The organism is Mycobacterium sp. 852002-51057_SCH5723018 (genome assembly GCF_001667035.1).
Taxonomy (GTDB): Bacteria; Actinomycetota; Actinomycetes; order Mycobacteriales; family Mycobacteriaceae; genus Mycobacterium.
Genome location: NZ_LZIR01000070.1, coordinates 170,882 through 193,657 on the forward strand (window position 1 = coordinate 170,882; position 22,776 = coordinate 193,657).

At 69.8% G+C, this 22,776-nt stretch carries 20 protein-coding genes and 1 pseudogene; 7 read left to right on the plus strand and 14 right to left on the minus strand.

What is annotated here, in order from left to right; genetic code table 11:
* Positions 1 to 26: 26 nt before the first annotated feature.
* From A5764_RS13890 to A5764_RS13910, 5 genes are all read right to left on the minus strand, one after another.
* Positions 27 to 1,415, minus strand: coding sequence for an RsmB/NOP family class I SAM-dependent RNA methyltransferase (locus A5764_RS13890; protein WP_067114072.1), 1,389 nt, complete (start codon positions 1,413 to 1,415; stop codon positions 27 to 29).
* Positions 1,412 to 2,344, minus strand: a complete 933-nt coding sequence (gene fmt / locus A5764_RS13895) for a methionyl-tRNA formyltransferase (protein WP_067114234.1) — start codon at positions 2,342 to 2,344, stop codon at positions 1,412 to 1,414. Before fmt ends, A5764_RS13890 begins: the two co-directional genes overlap by 4 nt.
* 49 nt (positions 2,345 to 2,393) lie before the next feature.
* Positions 2,394 to 2,882, minus strand: coding sequence for a MarR family winged helix-turn-helix transcriptional regulator (locus tag A5764_RS13900; RefSeq protein WP_067114073.1), 489 nt, complete (start codon positions 2,880 to 2,882; stop codon positions 2,394 to 2,396).
* A 97-nt stretch (positions 2,883 to 2,979) separates the two neighbouring features.
* Positions 2,980 to 4,926: a primosomal protein N' gene (locus tag A5764_RS13905; RefSeq protein WP_067114235.1), complete on the minus strand. Its 1,947-nt coding sequence runs from the start codon at positions 4,924 to 4,926 to the stop codon at positions 2,980 to 2,982.
* A gap of 66 nt (positions 4,927 to 4,992) precedes the next feature.
* Positions 4,993 to 5,745 carry a lysoplasmalogenase gene (locus A5764_RS13910; protein ID WP_067114074.1) on the minus strand — a complete coding sequence of 251 codons (753 nt, stop codon included), beginning with the start codon at positions 5,743 to 5,745 and terminating at the stop codon, positions 4,993 to 4,995.
* Between A5764_RS13910 and A5764_RS13915 the strand changes: the two genes are divergently transcribed.
* From A5764_RS13915 to A5764_RS30070, 3 genes and pseudogenes are all read left to right on the plus strand, one after another.
* The gene (locus tag A5764_RS13915; RefSeq protein ID WP_067114075.1) at positions 5,744 to 6,709 is read left to right on the plus strand and encodes an alpha/beta hydrolase; all 966 of its coding nucleotides are present in this window, start codon (positions 5,744 to 5,746) and stop codon (positions 6,707 to 6,709) included. The two genes, A5764_RS13910 and A5764_RS13915, sit on opposite strands and share 2 nt — an antisense overlap.
* A 22-nt stretch (positions 6,710 to 6,731) precedes the next feature.
* Complete coding sequence (locus A5764_RS13920) at positions 6,732 to 7,694, plus strand: alpha/beta hydrolase (RefSeq protein WP_067114076.1); 963 nt, start codon at positions 6,732 to 6,734, stop codon at positions 7,692 to 7,694.
* A 33-nt stretch (positions 7,695 to 7,727) separates the two neighbouring features.
* Positions 7,728 to 7,906 (plus strand): annotated as a pseudogene (locus A5764_RS30070) (gamma-glutamyl-gamma-aminobutyrate hydrolase family protein); the annotation flags it as partial.
* Here A5764_RS30070 and A5764_RS13925 read toward each other — a convergent pair.
* On the minus strand, positions 7,871 to 8,899 hold the full coding sequence (locus tag A5764_RS13925) for an AraC family transcriptional regulator (RefSeq protein ID WP_067114077.1): 1,029 nt from the start codon (positions 8,897 to 8,899) through the stop codon (positions 7,871 to 7,873). The pseudogene A5764_RS30070 and the gene A5764_RS13925 overlap by 36 nt on opposite strands.
* Positions 8,900 to 8,974: 75 nt before the next feature.
* Here A5764_RS13925 and A5764_RS13930 point away from each other — a divergent pair, with 75 nt between their 5' ends.
* The 3 genes from A5764_RS13930 to A5764_RS13940 all read left to right on the plus strand — a co-directional run bounded on the left by A5764_RS13930 (position 8,975) and on the right by A5764_RS13940 (position 12,515).
* The gene (locus A5764_RS13930; protein ID WP_067114078.1) at positions 8,975 to 10,375 is read left to right on the plus strand and encodes a cytochrome P450; all 1,401 of its coding nucleotides are present in this window, start codon (positions 8,975 to 8,977) and stop codon (positions 10,373 to 10,375) included.
* Positions 10,372 to 11,850, plus strand: a complete 1,479-nt coding sequence (locus A5764_RS13935; RefSeq protein ID WP_067114079.1) for an NAD(P)/FAD-dependent oxidoreductase — start codon at positions 10,372 to 10,374, stop codon at positions 11,848 to 11,850. Before A5764_RS13930 ends, A5764_RS13935 begins: the two co-directional genes overlap by 4 nt.
* Positions 11,851 to 11,930: 80 nt before the next feature.
* The gene (locus A5764_RS13940) at positions 11,931 to 12,515 is read left to right on the plus strand and encodes a pyridoxamine 5'-phosphate oxidase family protein (RefSeq protein ID WP_067114080.1); all 585 of its coding nucleotides are present in this window, start codon (positions 11,931 to 11,933) and stop codon (positions 12,513 to 12,515) included.
* Here A5764_RS13940 and metK read toward each other — a convergent pair.
* The 5 genes from metK to mihF all read right to left on the minus strand — a co-directional run bounded on the left by metK (position 12,499) and on the right by mihF (position 16,451).
* Complete coding sequence (metK, locus tag A5764_RS13945) at positions 12,499 to 13,710, minus strand: methionine adenosyltransferase (RefSeq protein WP_067114081.1); 1,212 nt, start codon at positions 13,708 to 13,710, stop codon at positions 12,499 to 12,501. The two genes, A5764_RS13940 and metK, sit on opposite strands and share 17 nt — an antisense overlap.
* A gap of 93 nt (positions 13,711 to 13,803) precedes the next feature.
* Positions 13,804 to 15,066: a bifunctional phosphopantothenoylcysteine decarboxylase/phosphopantothenate--cysteine ligase CoaBC gene (gene coaBC / locus A5764_RS13950; protein ID WP_067114082.1), complete on the minus strand. Its 1,263-nt coding sequence runs from the start codon at positions 15,064 to 15,066 to the stop codon at positions 13,804 to 13,806.
* Positions 15,067 to 15,084: 18 nt separating this feature from the next.
* Positions 15,085 to 15,408 (minus strand): DNA-directed RNA polymerase subunit omega, encoded by a 324-nt coding sequence (gene rpoZ / locus A5764_RS13955; RefSeq protein WP_067114083.1) that lies wholly within the window; start codon positions 15,406 to 15,408, stop codon positions 15,085 to 15,087.
* An 87-nt stretch (positions 15,409 to 15,495) separates the two neighbouring features.
* Positions 15,496 to 16,125, minus strand: a complete 630-nt coding sequence (gene gmk / locus A5764_RS13960; protein WP_082951688.1) for a guanylate kinase — start codon at positions 16,123 to 16,125, stop codon at positions 15,496 to 15,498.
* 11 nt (positions 16,126 to 16,136) lie between these two features.
* Complete coding sequence (mihF, locus tag A5764_RS13965) at positions 16,137 to 16,451, minus strand: integration host factor, actinobacterial type (RefSeq protein WP_067114085.1); 315 nt, start codon at positions 16,449 to 16,451, stop codon at positions 16,137 to 16,139.
* A 445-nt stretch (positions 16,452 to 16,896) separates the two neighbouring features.
* On the opposite strand from mihF, the gene A5764_RS13970 reads away from it, so the two are divergent.
* Positions 16,897 to 17,319, plus strand: a complete 423-nt coding sequence (locus A5764_RS13970) for a molybdopterin-binding protein (protein ID WP_067114236.1) — start codon at positions 16,897 to 16,899, stop codon at positions 17,317 to 17,319.
* Between the two features lie 6 nt (positions 17,320 to 17,325).
* Here the strand turns inward: A5764_RS13970 and pyrF are convergent, their stop codons facing one another.
* The 3 genes from pyrF to carA all read right to left on the minus strand — a co-directional run bounded on the left by pyrF (position 17,326) and on the right by carA (position 22,719).
* Complete coding sequence (pyrF, locus tag A5764_RS13975) at positions 17,326 to 18,153, minus strand: orotidine-5'-phosphate decarboxylase (RefSeq protein ID WP_067114086.1); 828 nt, start codon at positions 18,151 to 18,153, stop codon at positions 17,326 to 17,328.
* Positions 18,150 to 21,500: a carbamoyl-phosphate synthase large subunit gene (gene carB, locus A5764_RS13980; protein WP_067114237.1), complete on the minus strand. Its 3,351-nt coding sequence runs from the start codon at positions 21,498 to 21,500 to the stop codon at positions 18,150 to 18,152. Before carB ends, pyrF begins: the two co-directional genes overlap by 4 nt.
* 91 nt (positions 21,501 to 21,591) lie before the next feature.
* Positions 21,592 to 22,719 carry a glutamine-hydrolyzing carbamoyl-phosphate synthase small subunit gene (gene carA / locus A5764_RS13985; RefSeq protein ID WP_067114087.1) on the minus strand — a complete coding sequence of 376 codons (1,128 nt, stop codon included), beginning with the start codon at positions 22,717 to 22,719 and terminating at the stop codon, positions 21,592 to 21,594.
* Between the last annotated feature and the right edge of the window lie 57 nt (positions 22,720 to 22,776).

Sequence of the window (22,776 nt, forward strand, 5' to 3'; positions counted from 1 at the left end):
TACGCAGCTCGGCGGGCATCCTCACGTCAGGCGCGACGCAGCGCGGCGGCAAACATGGCATCGGTGCCGTGGCGGTGCGGCCACAGCTGCGCTGAGGCCTCAGTGGGGCCCTCCGCCAGCTCCGCGGGCTCGAATAGCGGCCGGGTATCCAGGGCCGACACCGGTTGGCGGCGCAACGCGTCGCCAACCACCCCAACGGTTTCGGCGAGATGAGGCGAACAGGTCGCGTACAGCACCACACCTCCTGGCCGCGTCAGCGCGATCGCCGCGGCCAGCAGCTCGCGCTGCAGTTTGGCCAGCACCGGCACGTCGGCCGGCTGGCGCCGCCATCGGGCCTCCGGGCGGCGGCGCAACGCGCCCAGCCCCGTGCAGGGCGCATCGACGAGCACCCGGTCGAAGACCGGATCCAGGCCGGTTTCCCGCCCGTCGACCCGCAGCACGTCGACCGGCAGCCCGCGGGTGTTCTCCACCACCATGTCGGCGCGACGCGGCGACGGCTCCACCGCCGTGACCCGGGCCCCGGCCTCCGCCCCCAGCCCGGCCAGCAGCGCGGTCTTGCCACCCGGCCCGGCGCACAGGTCCAGCCAACGGCCGGTGTCGCCGTCGACCGGGGCCAGCGTGAGCGCGCGGGCCACCAGCTGGCTGCCCTCGTCCTGGACCAGCGCCACGCCGTCGCGCACCGGTGCCAGCCGCCCGGGATCGCCGCCCGGCAGATACACCGCGTACGGCGAATAGCGCCCGACCGTGCCGCCCACCGCGTCGGCCAGCTCGGCTGCGGTCAGCACTCCTGGCCGGGCCGCCAGGTGCACCTGGGGCCGTGCGTCGTCGCTGGCCAGCACCGCGTCGAGTTCCGTCGCGGCCGCGCCCAGCGCGTCGGCGAAGGCCTGTGCGACCCAGCGTGGGTGCGCGTGCACGAACGCGGCGTGGCCGACGGGATCCCGCGACGGGTCGGGGGCAAGCTCGTCGACCCACGACTTCTCGTCCCGGGCGGAGATGGTGCGCAGCACGCCGTTGACGAATCCCGCTCGCGCCGAATCGAATTCGATGCCGGCCTGTTCGACGGTGGTGGACACCGCGGCGTGGGCGTCGACCCGGGTGCGCAGCAGCTGGTAGGCGCCCAGCCGGAGCAGGTCGAGCAGCACCGGGTCGATGGCGTCCGGCGGCCGGCCGGCGGCCGCGCCGATGATCGCGTCGAGCAGGCCCCGGGCGCGGCAGGTGCCGTAGGTCAGTTCGGTGGCGAAGGCGGCGTCCCGGCCGCTGATTCCGCGCTCGCGCAGCAGCGCGGGCAGGGCCAGGTTCGCGTACGCGTCGCGCTCGCTGACGGCCCGAAGCACCTCGAACGCGGCGGCGCGCGCCGGGTCGAGCGGCCGGCGCCGCCTGGCGGGCCCGCGGGCGGCCGGGCGGGGCGGGCTCATGACGCCCGCGCGGCGGGGTCGAGTCGGGCGCCGCGCGCCCAGTCGACGGCGTTCATGAACTTCTTTCCGGGCGGCTGGATCTGGTCGAGCCGCACCGGCTCCGAGCCGGTGCCGACCCACACGCTTTTGCGGTCGACCCGAATTGCGCCGGGCTGCAAGGGTTCTGGCGCTGCCGCGTCGATCTGCACCGGCCCGAGCTTGACCCGCAGGTCGCCGATCAGCGTCCAGGCGCCCGGGTTGGGCGTGACGGCGCGGATCCGGCGCTCCACCACCGGTGCCGGCAGGTCCCAACGCACCCGGGCCTCCTCGACCGTGATCTTCGGCGCCAGGCTGACCCCGTCGGCCGGTTGCGGTCGCGGCGCCAGGGTTCCGTCAGCGATGCCGTCCAGTGTGGTCGACAGCAGCGCTGCCCCCGAAAGGGCAAGGCGCTCAAGCAGATCGCCGGCCGTGTCGGTCGGCCGGATCGCCTCGGTGACGACGCCGTAGACCGGTCCGGAGTCCAGGCTCGGCTCGATCCGGAAGGTGGTCGCCCCGGTGATGCTGTCCCCGGCCGCGATGGCGGCCTGCACCGGGGCCGCGCCGCGCCAGGCGGGCAGGAGTGAGAAGTGCAGGTTGACCCAGCCGTGCGGGGGCACCGCGAGCAGGGCGTCGCGCAGCAGCGCGCCGTAGGCGACCACCGGGCAGCAGTCGGGCGCCAACTCGGTGAGCTCGGCGACGAACTCGGGCGAGTTGGGCCGCGACGGCCGCAGCACCGGAATGCCCCGTTCGAGCGCCTCGCGGGCCACCGGCGACGGCTCGGGCTTGCCGCGCCGGCCGGAGGCGGCGTCGGGTCGCGTCAGCACGGCGATCACCTCGTGCCGCGGCGAGTCGATGAGGCGACGCAGCGCGGGCAGCGCGGGTTCTGGGGTGCCGGCGAAGACAAGACGCACGGGCACAGTCTAGGAAGCCGCGGGTCTTCGCCCCGCAGGCAAGCGATTTCTACAGATCCATGTCCACGTCGAGGTGGACGTCGGGTTCGCCGCCGGCGGCGGTGAACGCCGTCAGGGCCCGCACCAGCCCATGGCGCTCGGGCGGGGGCATCTTCTCCACGATGTTGGCGATCTCAGCGCGCCGGTAGGCGGTGACCCGGCGCACGACCTCGCGTCCCCGCTTGGTCAGCGCGGCGAGCAGCTCACGGCGCGAAGTCGGGTGCGGCAGGCGGTCGATCAGGCCCGCGGCGACCAGCCGGTCCACCATCCGGCCGGTGGCCGACGGCTGCACTCCCAGCAGGCCGGCCAGCGTGGCCAGGTTGACCGGGCCCCGGTTGGACAGGATCACCAGGGTCCGGAACTGCGGAATGGTGATGGTCTCGTCGACCTGTCCGAGCGAGCGCGCCGAGATCGCCATCAGCAACCGGGAGGCCGTCAGCAGCGCATCGGTGATCACATCCAGTGACTCGTCGGCTGCTGTCGGGCTTTCCGTTGCCATCGTGTCCCCTCCGCAGAGCCGTAACCCGTCGCAATATCGTAAACCGAGATTATTTCCTATGTACATTATCTCCCGCGAGCGCGACCGGCCGCGTTGGCTAACCGATATGCAGCGGATCGATCTGCACCCGCACGGGCTCGTGGTTTTGCCGGGCGCTGAGCACGCCCACGCCGCGGCGGAGCGCCCCGGCCAGCGCCAGGCCCTGCTCGCGGCGGACCCGCACCAGCATCCTGGTCACCGGCACATCTGTGGGCGTGCCCGCCGGCCGGCGCACGTTCGGCGGCAGGCCCACCGGGCCGAGCAGCTCGGCCCCGTCGGGCAGCCGGGCCTCGTCGAGCAGCGCCGCCACCGCGTCGGCCGCGCCGTCGATCGCCGCCATCTGCACGCTGGGCGGTAGGCCCACCTCGGCCCGCGCCGCCAGCTCGGTCTCGGCGTGACCCACCGGATCCCAGCGGATCAGCGATTGCACCGTGGGAATGGCGGATTCGGCCACCACCATCACCACCCCGCCATCGCCGCGGGCACGTACCAGCGCGGCGGCGGTCATCCAGCGCCACAGGGCATCCTCGGCGGCACGCAGATCCTGCCGACCCAGCAGCGCCCACGTGTCCAGCAGCAGCGCCGCCCCGTAGCCGCCCGGCGCGCGCGGCTCGGCCCCCGGCGTGGCGACCACCAGGGCCGGGCGGGCGGCGACCTCCGCCACGATCGCGTCGCCCGCCGAGGTGACGACCGGCGTACCGGCGAACGCGCGGCCGAGCTCTTCGGCGGTGCGCCGGGCACCGACGACCACCGCGCGGATCGCCTCCGACCCGCACCGCGCGCAGCGCAGCGCCGGGTCAAAGCGGCCGCACCACCGGCAAACCGCGCCAGGCGCGCCGCGCTCCTGCAGCGACAGCGGACCGTTGCAGTGCCGGCAGCGCGCGATGGTGCGGCACCGGGCGCAGGCCAGCGACGGAACGTATCCCCGCCGCGGCACCTGCACCAACACCGGCGCCCCCGCCTCGAGCGACGAACGCGCGGTGCGCAGTGCGATCGACGGAACGCGCGCGGTGCGCGCGGCCGGGTCGCGTTCCTCGGCGTAACCGGTGTCGTCCAGGGCGATCACCCGCGGGGTTCGCGCCCGCACCACCGGCCGGGCCGCGACGATGTCGTGCGCCCATCCGCTGCGCACCAGCGCGTGGGCTTCGGCGGTCCGCGCGTAGCCGCCGATCAGCGACGCGCACCGCGCCTGGTGCGCGCGCAGCATCGCCACCTCCCTGGCATGCGGGTACGGCGCCCGCGGCTCGGCCAGGCTGTCGTCGGCGTCGGCCCACACCATGACCAGGCCGAGGTCGCTCAGCGGCGCGAACACCGCACTGCGCGTACCGATTACCAGCCGCGCGCTGCCCCGCAGCGCCGCGAGCCAGCGTCGGTAGCGGGCGGCCGGGCCGAGCGCCGCCGACAGCGCCGCGACGCACTGCTCGTCGATCCGGGCCGTCGCGGCAAGCCATAGCGTGTCCAGGTCACGCTGATCGGGCACGATCGCCAGCACTGAGCGCCCCGCTCTTACGGTTTGCGCGGCGGCCTCGGCAAGTCGGTCGGCCCACGGCTCCCCCGGCAGCGCCTGCCACACGGCCCGGGCGGCGCGCGACTCGGCCAGGGCGGCCAGGAACTGCCCGCCGCGGCCGTAAGCCTCCCAGCCCGAAGGGTCGACGGGACCGACGACCGGCAACGTCAGCGTCGGCGCCGGTTCCCGCTCCACGCGGGCGTGCCGCGCGGGCACCGCGAGCCGCAACACGTCGGGCCGGGTCCCCGCGTAGCGCGCCGCCACCGCGTCGACGAGCCGCCGAATCTCCGCCGTGAGTACCGGTTCCGGCGACACGACGCGATCCAGCCAGCCCAGCTTGCCGGTGTGGTCGGTGTCGTGGCGGCGCTCCAGCACGAACCCGTCCACCAGCCGGCCGTGGAACCGCACCCGCACCCGCACGCCCGGCTGGGCGTCGTCGGACTGCTCGGCCGACACCAGGTAGTCGAACTCGCGGTCCAGGTGCGGCACCGACAGCATCGGCAGCACCCGGGCGATCGGTTCTACCTCGACGGGAGTTACCTTGCTGGCCAAGGGAACCGACAATTATCCTTCGTCGGACTCGGGCTCGTAATAGTTCTCGTAATCCGGCTCGTAGTAGGGCTCCTCGCGGCCGAAGAAGAAGCCCGCCGTGATCAGGACCTGGGCCGCGGCATACAGCCACCAGATCGGCACCGCCAGCGCGTCGTTGTACAGGATGAACCGGTCGATCCCGATCATCGCATCGGAGGCCGCGAAGCACACCGCCCCCACCGCGGTCCAGATCGTGGGCAGGTCAGCGAGCAGCGCCATGCAGACCATGGCGGTCATCACGATCATGTACAGCGTCACCGGGATCGTCAGCCTGTCACGGCCCATGTGCGGCCAAAACCACGCCAACAACGACACGGTCACCAGGCACACCAGGATGATGGCGGCCAGCCGCACCCGCGACGTCCGGGCCAACGGAAACAGGGCGCCCATGAAACACAGGTCCGCCAACAGGAATGCCGCCAGCCCGAACCCGAACGACATCGTCCACCACGGGATCGCCAGTAGCCAGTCGCCGAGGGCCGACAACAGCAGCGCCGGCATCAACCACCGCCGCTCGCGCACGATGGGATGCGCCACCGCGGCGACCGTCAGCAACAACGCCATCGACGCCTTGAACGGCGGCTGAAGTATCCAGTGCCCGGTCAACTCCGTTCCGGGCGGCGACCGCAACGCGAGCACGGTCAGGTAGACGCCGTAGCCGAGGCCCGCCCAGCCGGCCACCACCCAGCCGCCGGACACCAGGCGGGGTGCGTACGGTACTTCCATGCCCAGCTTGGACACCGCCGATGAGAAACCCGGTATCGACCCCATTCTGCTGAAGGTACTGGATGTGGTTCCCTTCCGGCTAACAACTGACGATGGTGTCGACGCCGCGCGGCAAAGGTTCCGCGACCTGCCGCGCCGGCCGTTGCATCCCGAGCTGCGCGTCGAGGACCGGACCATCCCGGGCCCGGGCGGCCCCATCGGCGTCCGGATCTACTGGCCGTCAAGCCAACCCGGGGGTGATGCGCCCGTCGTGCTGTATTTCCACGGTGGCGGCTTCGTCGTGGGCGACCTCGACACTCACGACGGCACCGCGCGTCAGCACGCGGTGGGTGCCGGCGCGATCGTGGTCTCCGTCGATTACCGATTGGCGCCCGAGCACCCCTACCCCGCCGCCGTCGAAGACGCTTGGGCCGCAACGCTCTGGGTCGCCGAGCACGGCCGGCGGATCGGTGCCGACACCACGCGGATGGCCGTCGCCGGGGATTCGGCCGGCGGTACCATCGCCGCGGCGACGGCACAGCGAGCACGCGACGCGGTCGATGAGGCCGGACCGGCACTGCGTTTTCAGCTGTTGTGGTATCCGTCCATCATGTGGGACCCGTCGCTGCCGTCCTTCGCCGAAAACGCCACCGCCCCGATACTCGACACCCACGCCATCGCCGAGTTCTCTCGTTGGTACGCAGGCGAACTCGATCTGACCGACCCGCCGGCGGGCCTGGCGCCGGGCCGGGCGACGAACCTGTCGGACCTGCCGCCGGCCTACATCGCCGTCGCCGGCCACGACCCGCTGCGCGACGACGGCATCCGGTACGGCGAGCTGCTGGCCGCCGCCGGCGTGCCCGTCGAGGTGCACAACGCCGAGACGATGGTGCACGGCTACCTCGGCTACGCGGGTGTGGTGCCCGCGGCCAGCGCCGCGCAGGACCGGGGGCTCGCGGCGCTGCGCAATGCGCTATTTGAGTGAACACCGGGCGTACCGTGGACGAATGATTGAGCCGACCATGGCCCGGCCAGGCATCGATCCGACGTTGAAGACGTTGCTAGACGCGTTCCCGATGACGTTCAATGCCGCCGACGGTGTCGAGGTCGCCCGCTCGAGGCTCCGGCAGCTCAAGGTGCCTCCGGAACTGCTGCCGGACCTGCACACCGAGGAGCGGACGATCGGTCACGGCGGGCTCACCGACATTCCCGTCCGGATTTACCGCCCGGCGAGCGAAGCGAAGGCCCTGCCCGTCGTCGTCTTCTATCACGGCGGTGGGTTCGCGCTCGGAGACCTCGAGACCCACGATCCCGTCGCCCGCGTGCACGCCGTCGGCGCCGAGGCGGTCGTGGTGTCGGTCGCCTACCGGCTGGCTCCGGAGCATCCGTTCCCGGCCGGGGTGAACGACTGCTGGGCGGCGCTGCAATGGGTCGCCGAGAACGCGGCCGAACTGGGCGGCGACCCGACCCGGATCGCCGTGGCCGGCGACTCGGCCGGCGGCAACCTCGCCGCGGTGATGGCGCACTTGGCCCGCGAGAACGACGGGCCGGCGCTGAGATTCCAGCTGCTGTGGTACCCGGTCGTCACCGCGGACCTGTCGCTGCCGTCGCACATCGAGAACGCCTACGCGCCCATCCTGGACCGCGAGGTGATCGAGGCCTTCCTGTCGTGGTACCTGCCCGACCTCGAGATCACCGATCCCAAGGAGCTGCCGACCACCCTCGCCCCGGCCAACGCCGCCGACCTGTCCGGTTTGCCGCCCGCCTTCATCGGCACCGCCGAACACGACCCGCTGCGCGACGACGGGGCCCGCTACGCCGAGCTGCTCGACGCCGCGGGCGTGCCCGTCGAGCACAGCAACGAGTCGAACATGGTGCACGGTTACGTCAGCTTTTCCCTGGTGATACCCGCGGCCGCCAAGGCCACCCAGCGCGGGCTGGCGGCGCTGAAGAAGGCGCTGCACTCTTAGCCGGGCGCCCACTCGTTCGATGGTGGCGACCCGCTGCGCCCGGCTACGCCGCGCTTGCGATCGCCACTCGTTCGATGGTGGCGACCCGCTGCGCCCGGCTACGCCGCGCTTGCGATCGCCACTCGTCCGATGGTGGCGACCCGCTGCGCCCGGCTACGCCGCGCTTGCGATCGCCACTAGCCCTGGCGCGAATACGCGCTGGGCGCAACGCCATACCAGCGTTTGAATGCGTGTGAGAACGTCGAGACTTCGGTGTAACCCAGCCGCGTGGACACCTCCTCCACGGTCAGTCCGACGTTGCGCAGCAAGTCGACGGCTACCGCGGATCGCGCTTCGTTGAGCAATGCCCGAAAGGACGTGCCCTCATCGGCGAGCCGGCGGCGCAGTGTTCGCGGATGAACGTCAAGCTCGTCGGCAACGTCGGGAAGCGTTGGGAACAAACCGGAATCGCGGAACAGCTTGCTGCGCACCAGTGCGGTGATGCCCTGGCGCGACTCGGTGCGCTGCATCAGCACGTCGCATTGCGCCATGCACATTTCCAGCGTGTGCGGGTCGGCCTGCGGCAGCGGCTCGTCGAACATGGCGCGCGGGAAATGCAGCCGGTTGTGGGCCCGGCCGAACCGCACGTCGTGCACCGGCACGAGCTCGAGCAGCGGCCGCAACACCTCCTCGTCGACCGCCAGCTCGGCCGACACCGTCTCGGCGTACTTCTCCGCCACGGGCAGCGCGAAAGCCGTTGTAGTCGCGATGATTCCGGCGATGTCGCGCTCGATGAAAAAGCCACGCACGTCGGCGGGCAGATGGCCGGCGTCGAGCTCGATCACACAGTCCTCGGCAGTTTCGAACAAGGTCAGGCGGATGTGCATCGTGGTGAGCGCGAAATAGCGCATCGCGATAGAAAACAATTCCCGAAGGGTGCCACACGACATCACGGCGAAGCCGAACAACCCCAAGTGGGTGAGCGTGGACCGGCTGCCCACATCCACGCCGATGCCGTTGTGGCCCGGAAGCCGGACCAGCAGCCGGCGCACCACCATGATCTCGTCGGACGCGCTGACCATAGCGTCCGGATTGTTGAGATCATCCGGGTCGATCGCGGTGCCCGCCAACAGCTCAAACGTCGGCACTCCGCGTTCGTTGGCCACCTGACACAGCACCCGGGTGGCATGCACCGGATGACTCAAGGCTGACGGTGGATGGGTCATGGCCTGTCCTAAACTCCCAACTCGATGTCCCATAATCTCATTACTGGATACCTGCGTCATCCATACAGTTGAGTCATGACGACCCTCACCGCTGAGCGGCCTCTGACGGGACCCGCCAGACGCCTGAGCTTCTGGACGATGACGCGCGAGGCCCTCACCGTCGGATTCGATGTGGGCGACGGGTTCATGAGCCGGGTATCCGGCAGCGACATCGTCCGATTCCGCTGCGCCGGTAGGCGTTTCGTCTCGCTCAGTCATCCCGACTACGTCGATCATGTGTTGCACGAGGCCCGGCTGCGATACGTCAAGTCATACGAATACGAGCCCATCCGGGCCACCGCGGGCCTGAACCTGCTCACCGACGAGGGCGATTCCTGGGCCACGCACCGCGGCACGCTGAACCCGACCTTCGCCAGGCGCCACCTGAACGGCATCGTCGACCTGATGATCGACCCGATCACGGCCGTCACAGACGCGCTGCCGACGGGTACCCGATTCGACATCCACGAGACGATGGTCGAGACGACGCTGCGGGTGGTCGCCAATTCCCTGTTCAGCCAGGACTTCGGGCCGTTGGTGGAAAGCATGGACGACCTGGCGACACGCGGGCTGCGGCATGCCGAGCGGCTGCAGCGGCTCGGGCTGTGGGGCCTCATGCCGCCCCCGGTCTACGACGCGCTGCACTGGCTGGCGTTCTCCGGTGTCCGTATGCCTCCGCCGCTGCGCGACATGCAGGAGATCCTGCTCACGCTCGACAGGGCGGTCAACGCGGTGATCGACCACCGAATGCTGCACCCGACCGAATCCGCCGACCTGCTGGGCGTGTTGCTGCGCGCCGACGGCGGAAGCTGGCCCCGCCGGCGGGTCCGTGATGAGGCCCTGACCTTCATGCTCGCCGGCCACGAAACCACCGCGAACGCCATGTCCTGGTTCTGGTACCTGATGGCGCAGCACACCGACGCCCGCGACCGGATGCTGGCCGAGATCGACGACGTGCTGCGCGGACGCCGCCCCGCCGCCGACGACCTGGGCAGGCTGGGCTGGACCACCGCGTGCCTGCAGGAGTCGCAGCGCTACTTCTCGGCGGTGTGGACCATCGCGCGGCGGGCCATCGAGGACGACGTCGTTGGGGGGGTCGTTGGCGGCCATCACATCCGCCGCGGCACCACCGTCCTCATCCCGATCCACCACATTCACCACGACCCGCGCTGGTGGCCGGACCCGGAAGCCTTCGATCCCAACCGGTTCTACCCGCCGGACAAGGGCCGGCCGCGCTCGGCGTACCTGCCGTTCGGCGGCGGCCGCCGCGTCTGCATCGGGCAGAGCTTCGCGCTGATGGAGATGGTGCTCATCGCGGCAATCATGAGTCAGCGCTTCATATTTCGGCTCGTTCCGGACCATCCGGTCGAGCTGGAGGCGACCTTGACCCTACGGCCCAAGCACGGCGTGCACGTCATCGCGAGCGGACGCTCATGAAACCCGATTACGACACCCTGATCGTCGGCGCCGGATTCTCCGGCATCGGCGCTGCGATCAAGCTCGACAAGGCGCGGCTGCCCAATTTCCTGGTGCTCGAGGCCGGCGACGGCGTCGGCGGCACGTGGCACTGGAACACCTATCCCGGCATCGCCGTGGACATTCCGTCGTTCTCCTATCAGTTCTCCTTCGAACAGAGCCCGCGCTGGTCGCGCACCTACGCACCCGGCCGCGAGCTCAAGGCCTACGCCGAACACTGCGTCGACAAGTACGGCATCCGGTCACGAATCCGGTTCAACACCAAGGTGTTGGCCGCCGAATTCGACGACGAGAACCACCTGTGGCGGGTGCAGATCGATCCCGGCGGGGTGCTCACCGCCAGATTCCTGATCAGCGCCAGCGGCGTGCTCACGGTGCCCAACCTGCCCGACATCGACGGCGTGGACTCCTTCGCCGGCACCACCATGCACACCGCCCGGTGGGATCACACCCGGGACCTGACCGGCAAGCGCGTCGCCGTCATCGGCACGGGCGCCTCGGCCGTGCAGGTCATTCCCGAGATGGCGCCAATCGTCTCCCACCTCACGGTGTTTCAGCGCACCCCGATCTGGTGCTTCCCCAAGTTCGACGTCCCGTTGCGCGCGCCGGCCCGCCTCGCCATGCGGATCCCCGGCGGCGGCCGCGTGCAGCGGTTGATCAGCCAGGCCTTCGTCGAGCTGACTTTCCCGATCCCGGCGCAGTACTTCACGGTGTTCCCGCTCGCCAAACGTATGGAGTCGGCCGGGCTCGCCTACCTGCGCAAGCAGGTAGAAGACCCGGTGGTGCGCGAGCAGCTCACCCCGCATTACGCCGTCGGCTGCAAACGACCCGGCTTCCACAACGGCTACCTGGCCACCTTCAATCTCGACAACGTGCGGCTCGTCACCGAGCCGATCGACAAGATCACGCCCGCCGCGGTGGCCACCACCGACGGCGAGGCGCACGAGATCGACGTGCTGGTGCTCGCCACCGGCTTCAAGGTGATGGACACCGACAACGTCCCCACCTTCTCGGTCACCGGAAGCGGCGGCAAATCCCTGAGCCGGTTCTGGGACGAGCACCGACTGCAGGCCTACGAGGGAGTCAGCGTTCCGGGTTTCCCGAACATGTTCACCGTGTTCGGGCCGTACGGCTACGTCGGCTCTTCGTATTTCGCGCTGATCGAGATGCAGACCCATCACATCGTGCGCTGCCTCAGACGGGCCCGCCGCGACGGCGCCACCCGCGTCGAGGTGACCCCGGAGGCCAACGATCGGTACTTCGCCGAGATGATGCGCCGACGGCACCGGCAGGTCTTCTGGCAGGACAGCTGCCGGCTGGCCAACAGCTACTACTTCGACAAGAACGGCGACGTGCCGCTCCGTCCGTCCAGCACGGTGGAGGCCTACTGGCGCAGCAGGCGGTTCGATCTCGACGACTACCGCTTCACCGCGTAACTGCTACGGCCGCGGCATCCGGTTTGGTCGCCCGCAAGCCGCAGCGATAGCCGTCGGCGGGCGCCGCTACCCTTTCAGGTGTGGCAAAGGAGTTTTCCCGCATCGACGAGTCGCTGCGCGACTTCATCGGGGACCAGGCCGTCTTCTTCGTCGCCACCGCCCCCTCTGACGGCGGCCGAATCAACCTGTCCCCCAAGGGGTATCGGGACACCTTCGCGGTGCTCGACGACCACACCGTCGCCTACCTCGATCTGTTCGGCAGCGGTGTCGAGACGATCGCCCACCTGCGTGACAACGGCCGCATCACCGTCATGTTCTGCTCGTTCACCCGCAACTCGCGGATCCTGCGGCTTTTCGGAACCGGGCGGGTCGTCCGCCCGGACGACGCCGAATTCGCCGACGTACTAACACATTTCGGCGAGCAACATGCGGGCGTCCGGGCCGCCATCGTCATCGACGTCGAGCGGATCGCCGACGCCTGCGGATTCGCGGTCCCGTACTACGAGCTGGTCGGCGAGCGGCCGGCGCTAGACGCGCACCACAACAAGGCGCCCGACGACGCCTATGTTCGGCTGGTGCAGCGCAACGGGCACAGCATCGACGGGCTGCCCGCGCTGGACGCCGATCACCCTTTGCCCAACAGTGGGCCTAGATCGCGCGCTTGAGCTCGTCGACCATGTTCAGCTGCTCCCACGGCAGCTCGACGTCAGTGCGGCCGAAGTGCCCATACGCAGCGGTCTGCGCGTAGATGGGGCGCAGCAGGTCGAGGTCGCGGATGATCGCGCCGGGCCGCAGATCGAACACCTCGGGGACGATCTTCTCGATCTTGACCGGGTCGACCGTCGCGGTGCCGAACGTCTCGATGAACAGGCCCACCGGCGCGGCCTTGCCGATGGCATAGGCCACCTGCACCTCGACCCGCTCCGCCAGCCCGGCGGCGACGATGTTCTTGGCGACCCAGCGCATCGCGTAGGCCGCTGACCGGTCGACCTTGGACGGGTCCTTGCCGGAGAAGGCGCCGCCACCGTGCCGCGCCCAGCCGCCGTAGGTGTCGACGATGATCTTGCGGCCGGTCAGGCCGGCATCACCCATCGGTCCACCGAGGACGAACTTGCCGGTCGGGTTGACCAGCACCCGGGTCGACGACGCGTCGAGGGTCTCGTGGCCCAGCTCGTTCAGGACGGTCTTGAGCACCTGCTCCCGGATGTCAGGATCCAGCGTCTTCTCCAGGTCGATGCCGTCGGCGTGCTGGGTGGAGATGACGACGGTGTCGAGGCGCACCGGGACGTCGTCCTCGTAGGCGATGGTGACCTGCGTCTTGCCGTCCGGGCGCAGGTAGGGCAGCGTTCCGTTCTTGCGTACCTCGGTCAGCTTGCGCGACAGCCGGTGGGCCAGCGCGATGGGCAGCGGCATCAGCTCGGGGGTGTCGTTGATCGCGTAGCCGAACATCAGGCCCTGGTCGCCGGCGCCCTGCGAGTCCAGCGGGTCCGCGGCGCCCTCGACACGCGCCTCGTGCGCGGTGTCGACGCCCTGCGCGATGTCGGGCGACTGCGCGCCGATCCCGATGTTGACCCCGCACGACGCCCCGTCGAAGCCCTTGTCCGACGAGTCGTAGCCGATGTCGAGGATGCGCGCGCGAACCGTGTTCGTGATGTCGGCGAACGCCTCCTTCGCCAACGTCGTCACCTCGCCCACCACGTGCACCTGCCCGGTGGTCACCAGCGTCTCGACCGCGACGCGCGAGCGGGGGTCCTGCGCCAGCAGTGAGTCCAGGACCGAGTCGCTGATCGCGTCACAGATCTTGTCGGGATGCCCCTCGGTCACCGACTCACTGGTAAACAGCCGACCCTTTTCAGTCACGATCTCAGTCCTTCCAATAATTAGTTAGTCGAATTATATCTTTCGCGCGTCCATCGTCCAGCGCCCCCGGGCGCCGCGCAGAAATAGCCCTGGCTATCCGCTGCCGCCGTGCAGAAACGTGACGATCGCATCCACGATACGACTGGCCATCAGCGTCTTGGAGCCGTGCTGCAGCGCCGACTCCGTCCCGTCGGACGCCAGCAGCCAGCCGTCGTTGCTGTCCACCTCGAACGCCTTGTTGTCGCCGACGGCGTTGACCACCAACAGGTCACAGCCCTTGCGCCGCAGCTTCGCCCGCGCGTGGAACAGCACGTCGCCGTTGGCGTCGCCGGTCTCGGCGGCGAAGCCCACGATTGCCCGCATCCTGGGCAGCTGCCCGTGCGCGCGGGCCCGCACCGCGCCGGCCAGCACGTCGTCATTGCGCACCAAGGTGATCAGCGGCGCGTCGTCCCGATCGTCGGGGCCCTTCTTGATCTTGGCGGCGGCGACCTGCGCGGGCCGGAAGTCGGCGACGGCGGCAGCCATCACCAGCACGTCCGCCTCGGGCGCGTGCTTGGACACCGCCTCGCCGAGTTGCTGCGCCGAGCTGACATGCACCACGTTGACGCCGGCGGGGTCGATCAGCCCGGCGTTGTGCCCGGCGATCAGCGTGACCTCGGCGCCGCGCTGGGCGGCGACCCGCGCCACCGCGTAGCCCTGCTTACCGGAGCTGCGGTTGCCGATGAAGCGCACCGGGTCGATCGGCTCGCGGGTGCCGCCGGCGGTGACCAGCAGCCGGCAGCCGGCCAGGTCGTACGGCAGGGCGTCGTGGCGCTCTAAGAGCAACTGGGCCAGCGTGGTGATCTCCTCGGCCTCAGGCAGCCTGCCCGCGCCGCTGTCGGTGCCGGTGAGGCGCCCGAATGCGGGTTCCAGCACCATCGCGCCGCGACGACGCAGCGTGGCCACGTTGTCGACGGTGGCCGGGTGCAACCACATCTCGGTGTGCATCGCCGGTGCGAACATGACCGGACATCGCGCCGTCAGCAGCGTCGCGGTCAGCAGGTCGTCGGCCCGGCCGGACACCGCCCTGGCCAGCAGGTCGGCGGTCGCCGGCGCCACCACGACCAGGTCGGCCTGCTTGCCGAGCTGGACGTGCGGGACCTCGGGGACATCATCGAAGACGCCGGTGTGCACCGGGTGGCCGGACAGCGCCTCAAAGGTGGCGGCCCCCACGAAACGCAGCGCGGATTCGGTCGGGATGACCCGGACCTCGTGGCCGGCCTCGGCGAGCTGGCGAACGACGGTGCAGGCCTTGTAGGCGGCGATGCCCCCGGAGACGCCGACTATGACCCGTTTGGCGATCCGCTTGCGGTCCACAGCGCCCCGCCTGCCCTGTTACTCGCCCTCGGTGTGCTCGAGCAGGTCGGCGTGGATCTCACGCAACGCGATGGACAGGGGCTTTTCCTGCAGCCCGGGCTCGACCAGCGGCCCGACGTATTCGAGGATGCCCTCGCCGAGCTGGTTGTAGTAGTCGTTGATCTGCCGCGCCCGCTTGGCCGCGTAGATCACCAGGGCGTACTTGCTCGACACGCGGTCGAGCAGCTCGTCGATGGGCGGGTTGGTGATGCCCAGCGGGGTGTCGTAGGCGCCCTGACCACCTGCCGACGGATCGAACTGGTCCACGGCGGTCAGCGACGCGTCGGACTGCGGAATGCTCACGTAAGTCAATCTCCTGGCGGATTAGAGCCGTTCACGGCTCACATTTCGATGCTTGAATCTGATCTGGCGGCTGGTCCGGCCAGCGATTCATGCCGGGCCCGGCGCAGTTTCCACCAGCAAGGATACCAATTCGGCGCACGCGGACTCCAATCGACTGTTGACCACGACCTCGTCGAAGTCGTCCTGGGCCGCCATTTCGACGCGGGCGGTGTCCAGGCGGCGCCGCATCGCCTCGGGTGTCTCGGTGCCGCGGCCGACCAGCCTGGCTTGCAGATCCTCCCAGCTGGGAGGCGCCAGAAACACCGTGACGACCTCGGGCATCGCCTTCTTGATCGCCCGGGCACCGGCCAGGTCGACCTCGATCAGCACGGGTAGCCCGGACGCGGTGGCGGCCCGGACGGGCTCGGCCAGCGTGCCCGATCGGTGCAGCCCGCCATGGATCTCGGCCCACTCCAGCAGGGCACCCCGGTCGATCAGCTGCTGGAAACGGTCGGGTGTGACGAAGTGGTAGTCGACGCCGTCCACCTCGCCCGGACGCGGCGCCCTGGTGGTGGCCGAGACGCTGAACTGCAGGTTGGGAATCCGCTCGCGCAGACACCGGACCACGGTCGACTTGCCGACCGCGGAAGGACCGGACAGCACGACCACACGGCCGGTGCCCGGTCCCCCGGGGCGGCTGGCCTGATGGCCCGCCTCCTCAGGCCTTCCGGCCTGCATCGTCGGGCGGGCTAGGAGCCGAACTTTTCCAGCAGGGCCTTGCGCTGCCGGTCGCCCAGGCCGCGCAGGCGGCGGGTGGGGGCGATCTCCAGCTCGGTCATGATTTCCTGCGCCTTGACCTTGCCCACCTTCGGCAATGCTTCAAGCAGCGCAGACACCTTCATCTTGCCCAGCACTTCGTCGCTCTCGGCGTCCTTGAGCACTTGGGAGAGGTTGGTGCCGCCGCGCTTGAGCCGGTCCTTCAGCTCTGCTCGCGCTCGACGTGCGGCAGCCGCCTTCTCCAACGCGGCCGCGCGCTGCTCGTCGGTCAACTGGGGAAGGGCCACAATTCCTCCGTATCTGATCAAGCGATCTGAATCGATCTCTTTGTCTCTGCCGGGTACTTCTGCCAGCGGAGACGACCGTACTCAGCCTTCCTGACGAAATCTAACCCGCCCCCCTGGTTAATGGGCCAAAAGCCCAGCATGGGCGCGACGGGTAGCGCCCATGGACGGTGTTCGCGGCATCGCTGGGGAAGGTTTCGCGGGGGTGCGGGGTGATGCTCGCTGGTACCCGCGATAGCCTTCCCACCTGCGGTTTTAGGTCGCCGCAAGCCGTGGCGGCGGTCGCTGCGGACGCCGGCCGGGGGTAGCCACAATCGGTCGTGCCCCGCATCACGGATTTTCCCGCCGCGTGTCGCGCGTGTCGCGTCGGCGTCAAGCCGCAGGTCGGCGCCCGTGGCCAGCCACGTTTCAGCGAATGCCCAGCGACATATCGGCTACGATCGTGCCCGTGCCGAACCTGCGCATCCGTCAGGCGGCTGAGCTGCTGGGCGTCAGCGACGACACCGTCCGCCGTTGGATCAACCAGGGCACGTTGACGGTCAGCCATGACGCGGTCGGCCGCAAGGTCATCGCCAGCGAGGATCTGGCCGAGTTCTCCCGCAACAACGCACCCGCCCCGCCGCCGGATCCGCTCAGCATCGGCAGCTCGGCCCGGAACCGGTTCGTCGGCCTGGTCACCAGGGTCGTCAGCGACAAGGTGATGACCCAGGTCGAGATGCAGTGTGGTCCCTTCACGGTGGTTTCGCTGATGAGCACCGCGGCCGCCGAGGAGCTCGACCTGCAGCCGGGCAGCGTCGCGGTGGCCGTCGTCAAGGCCACCACGGTGATCGTCGAAACCGCAAGGCCCAGTGCGGCAATCGCGTCCGACTAGCGCCCCCTAGAGCGCCGACAGGTACGCGACGGCGTCGCGCATCCGTTCGCCCGCCCCTCGCAGGTCGGCCACGTCCGGCCCGGCCTTGAGCACCTCACGCGCCACCGCGGGCAACAGCTGGCCCGGCACCGCACCGCCCAGGCCGCCCAGCGCCTCAGGCCGGCCTCCCTGCACGCCGACACCGGGCACCAGCACCGGGCCGCCCAGCTGGCTCACGTCGGGCGCCTGGAAAACGGTGGCGCCCAGCACCACCCCGACGTATCCCGGCTCCGACGGGGTGGCCGACCGGTTGACCACCGCGGCCTGGTCCACGATCAGCTGGGCCACTGTGCGGCCGTCGAAGGCGGCGCGCTGCACGGTGCCGCCTTCCGGGTTCGAGGTGGCGGCCAGCACGAACACGCCGCGGTCGTTGGCCGCGGCGGCCTCCAGCAGCGGACGCAACGAGCCGAACCCCAGATACGGCGAGGCCGTCACCGCGTCGGCGGCCAGCGGCGAATCGCCGGCCCAGGCGGCGGCGTAGGCCGCCATCGTGGACCCGATGTCCCCCCGCTTCGCGTCGGCCAGCACCAGCACCCCGACCGACCGCAGCGCGGCGATGGTGCGTTCCAGCACCGCGAACCCGGCCGCGCCGTAGGCCTCGAAGAACGCCACCTGGGGTTTGACGACGGCGAACCCGGAGAACGCCTCGACGCAGATGTCGCAGAACGCGGCCAGCCCGTCCGCGGTGGTGGGCAGGTCCCAGGCCCGCAGTAGCTCGGGGTGGGGGTCGATGCCCAGGCACAGCGGCCCGCGGGCCAGCTTCGCCGCGGCCAGCCGGGCGCCGAACCCGGTCACTGGGCCCCCGCCGGTCCGATCGCGCTATGCAACTCCTGCAGCGACCGCACGCCGATGTCGCCGCGGATGCCCGCCTCGATCCCCTGCACGGCGGCCGACGCGCCCTGCACCGTGGTGACGCACGGGATGCTGACCGACACCGCCGCCGAGCGGATCTCGTAGCCGTCGATGCGGGGGCCGGAGTTGCCGAACGGTGTGTTGATCACCATGCTGACGTCCCCAGCCTTGATCGCGTCGACCGCGGACACCGCGGGGCGGCCCTCCTGCGGCGGCTCGAAGTGCTTGCGCACCTCGTCGCAGGGAATTCCGTTGCGGCGCAACATTTCCGCGGTGCCCTCGGTGGCCAGCACGCGGAATCCCAAGTCTGCCAGGCGTTTGACCGGGAATACCAGCGATCGCTTGTCGCGGTTGGCGACCGAGACGAATATCGTGCCGTCGGCGGGCAACGATCCGTAGGCGGCGGTCTGGCTCTTGGCGAAGGCGCTGCCGAAGTCGCGGTCGATGCCCATCACCTCGCCGGTCGATTTCATCTCCGGGCCGAGCAGCGAGTCGATGGCCGCCCCGTCGGCGCGGCGGAAGCGGTGGAACGGCAGCACGGCCTCCTTGACCGCGATCGGCGCGTGGGGCGGCGCGTGGGCGCCGTCACCCTCGAGTGCCAGCATGCCTTCGTCGCGCAGCTGGGCGATGGTGGCGCCCAGCATGATTCGAGAACACGCCTTGGCGAGCGGGATGGCGGTCGCCTTCGACACGAAGGGCACGGTGCGGCTGGCGCGCGGGTTGGCCTCCAGGACGTAGAGGATGTCGTCCTTGAGCGCGTATTGCACGTTGAGCAGCCCGATCACCCCGATGCCGTGCGCGATGGCCTCGGTGGCGCGGCGCACCTTCTCGATGTCGCTGCGGCCCAGGGTGACCGGTGGCAGCGCGCAGGCCGAGTCGCCGGAGTGGATACCGGCCTCCTCGATGTGCTCCATGATGCCGCCGATGTAGACCTCGGCACCGTCGCACAGCGCGTCGACGTCGATCTCCACCGCGTCTTCCAGGAAGCGGTCGACGAGCACCGGGTGCTCGGGCGAGAGCTCGGTGGCCCGGGTGATGTAGCCCTTCAGAGTCTCCTCGTCGTAGACGATCTCCATGCCGCGACCACCCAGCACGTAGGACGGCCGCACCAGCACCGGATAGCCGATCTCCTCGGCAATGCGGCGGGCCTGGGCGAAAGTGGTTGCCATGCCGTATTTCGGTGCGGGTAGTCCGGCGGCGGTCAGCAAGTCGCCGAAGGCGCCGCGGTCCTCGGCGAGGTCGATGGCTTCCGGTGGGGTGCCCACGATCGGAACCCCGGCGTCGAAGAGCCGTTGCGCCAGCCCGAGCGGGGTCTGGCCGCCGAGCTGCACGATAACGCCGACGACGCCGGGGCCACCGGCCCCCGACTGCGTCTCGGCGTAGAACACCTCGAGGACGTCCTCGAACGTCAGCGGTTCGAAGTACAGCCGGTCGGCGGTGTCGTAGTCGGTGGACACCGTCTCGGGGTTGCAGTTGACCATCACGGTCTCAAATCCCGCCTGCGACAACGTCGTTGCCGCATGCACGCAGCTGTAGTCGAATTCGATGCCCTGCCCGATGCGGTTGGGTCCGGAGCCCAGGATGAGCACCTTGGGCTTCTCGGCCTGCGGCGCCACCTCCGTCTCGGCGGCGGGGTCGAGTTCGTAGCTGCTGTAGTGGTAGGGCGTCTTGGCCTCGAACTCCGCGGCGCAGGTGTCCACCGTCTTGTACACCGGGTGGATGCCCAGCCGCTCGCGCAGTGAACGCACGCCGTCCTCGCCGGCCAGTTCCGGTCGCAGCGCGGCGATTTGGCGGTCCGACAGTCCGCTGTTCTTGGCCCGCCGCAGCAGCTCGGCGTCGAGCACCGGCGCGTCGACCACCTCGCCGCGCAGGTTGACCAGCTCAGCGATCTGCGCGACGAACCACGGATCCACGTCGGAGGCCTCGCTGGCCTGCTCCACCGAGGCTCCCAGCCGTAGCGCCAGTTCGATGTCGTAGAGCCGGCCTTCCGTCGGGGTCTGCAGCCGGGTCAGCACCTGTTCGAGGTCACCGTCGGGGTCCGGCTTGGTCCAGAAGCCGGCGCTGGTCGTCTCCAGCGACCGCATCACCTTGCCGAGCGCCTCGATGAAGTTGCGGCCCAACGACATCGCCTCGCCGACGGATTTCATCGTGGTAGTCAGCGTGGGGTCGGCGCCGGGGAATTTCTCGAACGCGAACCGTGGCGCCTTGACCACGACGTAGTCGAGGGTGGGTTCGAAGCAGGCCGGCGTTTCCTTGGTGATGTCGTTGACGATCTCGTCGAGGGTGTAGCCGATAGCCAGCTTGGCGGCGATCTTGGCGATCGGGAAGCCGGTGGCCTTGGAGGCCAACGCGCTTGACCGCGACACCCGAGGGTTCATCTCGACGACGATCAGCCGGCCGTCGCGCGGGTTGACCGCGAACTGGATGTTGCAGCCGCCGGTGTCCACGCCGACCTCGCGCAGGATCGCGATGCCCAGGTCGCGCATCCGCTGGTACTCGCGATCGGTCAGCGTCATGGCCGGCGCGACGGTGACCGAGTCGCCGGTGTGCACCCCCATCGGGTCGACGTTCTCGATGGAGCACACCACCACCACGTTGTCGCGGCCGTCGCGCATCAGCTCGAGCTCGAATTCCTTCCAGCCGTAGATCGATTCCTCGATGAGCACGTTGGCGCTGGGCGAGGCGGCCAGCCCGGCGCCGGCCATCCGGTCGACCTCCTCGGCGGAGTGCGCCATGCCTGAGCCCAGCCCGCCCATGGTGAAGCTGGGCCGCACGACCACCGGCAGGCCGACCTCCTCGACCGTCTCACGGACCTCGTCCATGGTGAAACACACTCGGCTGCGGGCGGATTCACCGCCCACCTTCGCGACGATGTCCTTGAATCGCTGGCGGTCCTCGCCGCGCTGGATGGCGTCGAAATCCGCGCCGATCAGCTCGAGGCCGTAGCGCTCCAGCGCCCCGTTCTCGTAGAGGGCGACCGCAGTGTTGAGCGCGGTCTGGCCGCCCAGGGTGGCCAGCAGGGCGTCGATCTTGTTGCCGCGCTCGGCCTGTTGGGCGATCACCCGCTCGACGAACGCCGGGGTGATGGGCTCGACGTAGGTGTGGTCGGCGTACTCCGGGTCGGTCATGATGGTCGCCGGATTGGAGTTGATCAGGCTGACCTGCAGCCCTTCGGCGCGCAGCACCCGACAGGCCTGGGTGCCGGAGTAGTCGAATTCGGCGGCCTGCCCGATCACGATCGGCCCCGAGCCGATCACCAGCACGTGCTTGAGGTCACTGCGCCGCGGCACTAGCGGCCCCCTTTCTCGGCGCGAGCGTGCGTGTCTGTACGCCGACACGCCGTGACTCGCGTACAACTGCGCACGCTCGCGCAGATGGTCCTCATCGCCCACCCGCCATCAGGTCGACGAATTGATCGAAGAGATATTCCGCGTCATGCGGACCCGCGGCGGCCTCGGGGTGGTACTGCACCGAAAACGCCTTGCCATCCGCGAGTTTGACGCCTTCGACCACCCCGTCGTTGGCACAGGTGTGGCTGACGACCGCCCGGCCGAACGGCGTGTCGAAGGACTGGCCCGCCTCGCCTTCCAGCGCGAAGCCGTGGTTCTGTGCGGTCACCGCGACCCGGCGGGTGGCGTGGTCGATGACCGGGACGTTGATCCCGCGGTGACCGAAGACCATCTTGTAGGTGGACAGGCCCAGCGCCCGGCCGAGGATCTGGTTGCCGAAACAGATGCCGAACAAAGGGATTCCGGCGCCTATCACCTCGCGGGTGAGCTCGACGACGTGGTCGGCGGTGGCGGGGTCGCCGGGTCCGTTGGACAGAAACACGCCGTCGGGCTTGATGTCGGCTATCTGCTCGAACGTCGCCTTCGCCGGCAGCACGTGGCTGCGGATGCCGCGCCGGGCGAAGTTGCGGGGGGTGTTGGTCTTGATGCCCAGATCCAGCGCGGCCACCGTGAACCGGTGCGTGCCATCGGGTTCCACGACGTAGGTGCCTTCGGTGCTGACCTCGCCGGCCAGGTCGGCGCCCAGCATCGACTGCTGGCCGCGCACCCGCTCCACCAGCACATCGATGTTCAAGGCCTGGGCCAGCGCATCACCCGAGAACACCCCGGCCTTCATCGAGCCGCGGCTGCGCAGGTGTCGCACCACCGCGCGGGTGTCGATGCCGGCGACCCCGACAATGCCCTGGCGGATCAGCTCGTCCTCCAGCGTACCGGTGGCGCGCCAGTTGGAGGCACGCGGCGAGGGATCGCGCACCGCGTAACCGGCAACCCAGATCTTGTCGCCACGGCTTTCGGCGTCCTCGCCGTTCCAGCCGGTGTTGCCGATCTGCGGCGCGGTGGCCACCACGATCTGGCGGTGATAGCTCGGGTCGGTCAGGGTCTCCTGATAGCCCGACATGCCCGTGGAAAAGACGGCTTCCCCGAGCGTCTGGCCGATCTTGCCGAACGGCGTGCCGGTGAAGACGCGACCGTCTTCCAGCACCAATACGGCTTCGCTCATGAGCGCCGGTCCTCCTCATCGCTTCGCTCTGCATCGTCGTCGGCGCGGCTCACGAAC

Excerpts from the sequence above, each read along its gene's own strand:
- A5764_RS13890 (WP_067114072.1), bottom strand. The coding sequence starts at position 1,415 with ATGAGCCCGCCCCGCCCGGCCGCCCGCGGGCCCGCCAGGCGGCGCCGG.
- A5764_RS13900 (WP_067114073.1), bottom strand. The coding sequence starts at position 2,882 with ATGGCAACGGAAAGCCCGACAGCAGCCGACGAGTCACTGGATGTGATC.
- A5764_RS13905 (WP_067114235.1), bottom strand. The coding sequence starts at position 4,926 with ATGCTGTCGGTGCCGCACCTGGACCGCGAGTTCGACTACCTGGTGTCG.
- A5764_RS13915 (WP_067114075.1), top strand. The coding sequence starts at position 5,744 with ATGCCCAGCTTGGACACCGCCGATGAGAAACCCGGTATCGACCCCATT.
- A5764_RS13910 (WP_067114074.1), bottom strand. The coding sequence starts at position 5,745 with ATGGAAGTACCGTACGCACCCCGCCTGGTGTCCGGCGGCTGGGTGGTG.
- A5764_RS13920 (WP_067114076.1), top strand. The coding sequence starts at position 6,732 with ATGATTGAGCCGACCATGGCCCGGCCAGGCATCGATCCGACGTTGAAG.
- A5764_RS13925 (WP_067114077.1), bottom strand. The coding sequence starts at position 8,899 with ATGACCCATCCACCGTCAGCCTTGAGTCATCCGGTGCATGCCACCCGG.
- A5764_RS13930 (WP_067114078.1), top strand. The coding sequence starts at position 8,975 with ATGACGACCCTCACCGCTGAGCGGCCTCTGACGGGACCCGCCAGACGC.
- A5764_RS13935 (WP_067114079.1), top strand. The coding sequence starts at position 10,372 with ATGAAACCCGATTACGACACCCTGATCGTCGGCGCCGGATTCTCCGGC.
- gmk (WP_082951688.1), bottom strand. The coding sequence starts at position 16,125 with ATGCAGGCCGGAAGGCCTGAGGAGGCGGGCCATCAGGCCAGCCGCCCC.
- carA (WP_067114087.1), bottom strand. The coding sequence starts at position 22,719 with ATGAGCGAAGCCGTATTGGTGCTGGAAGACGGTCGCGTCTTCACCGGC.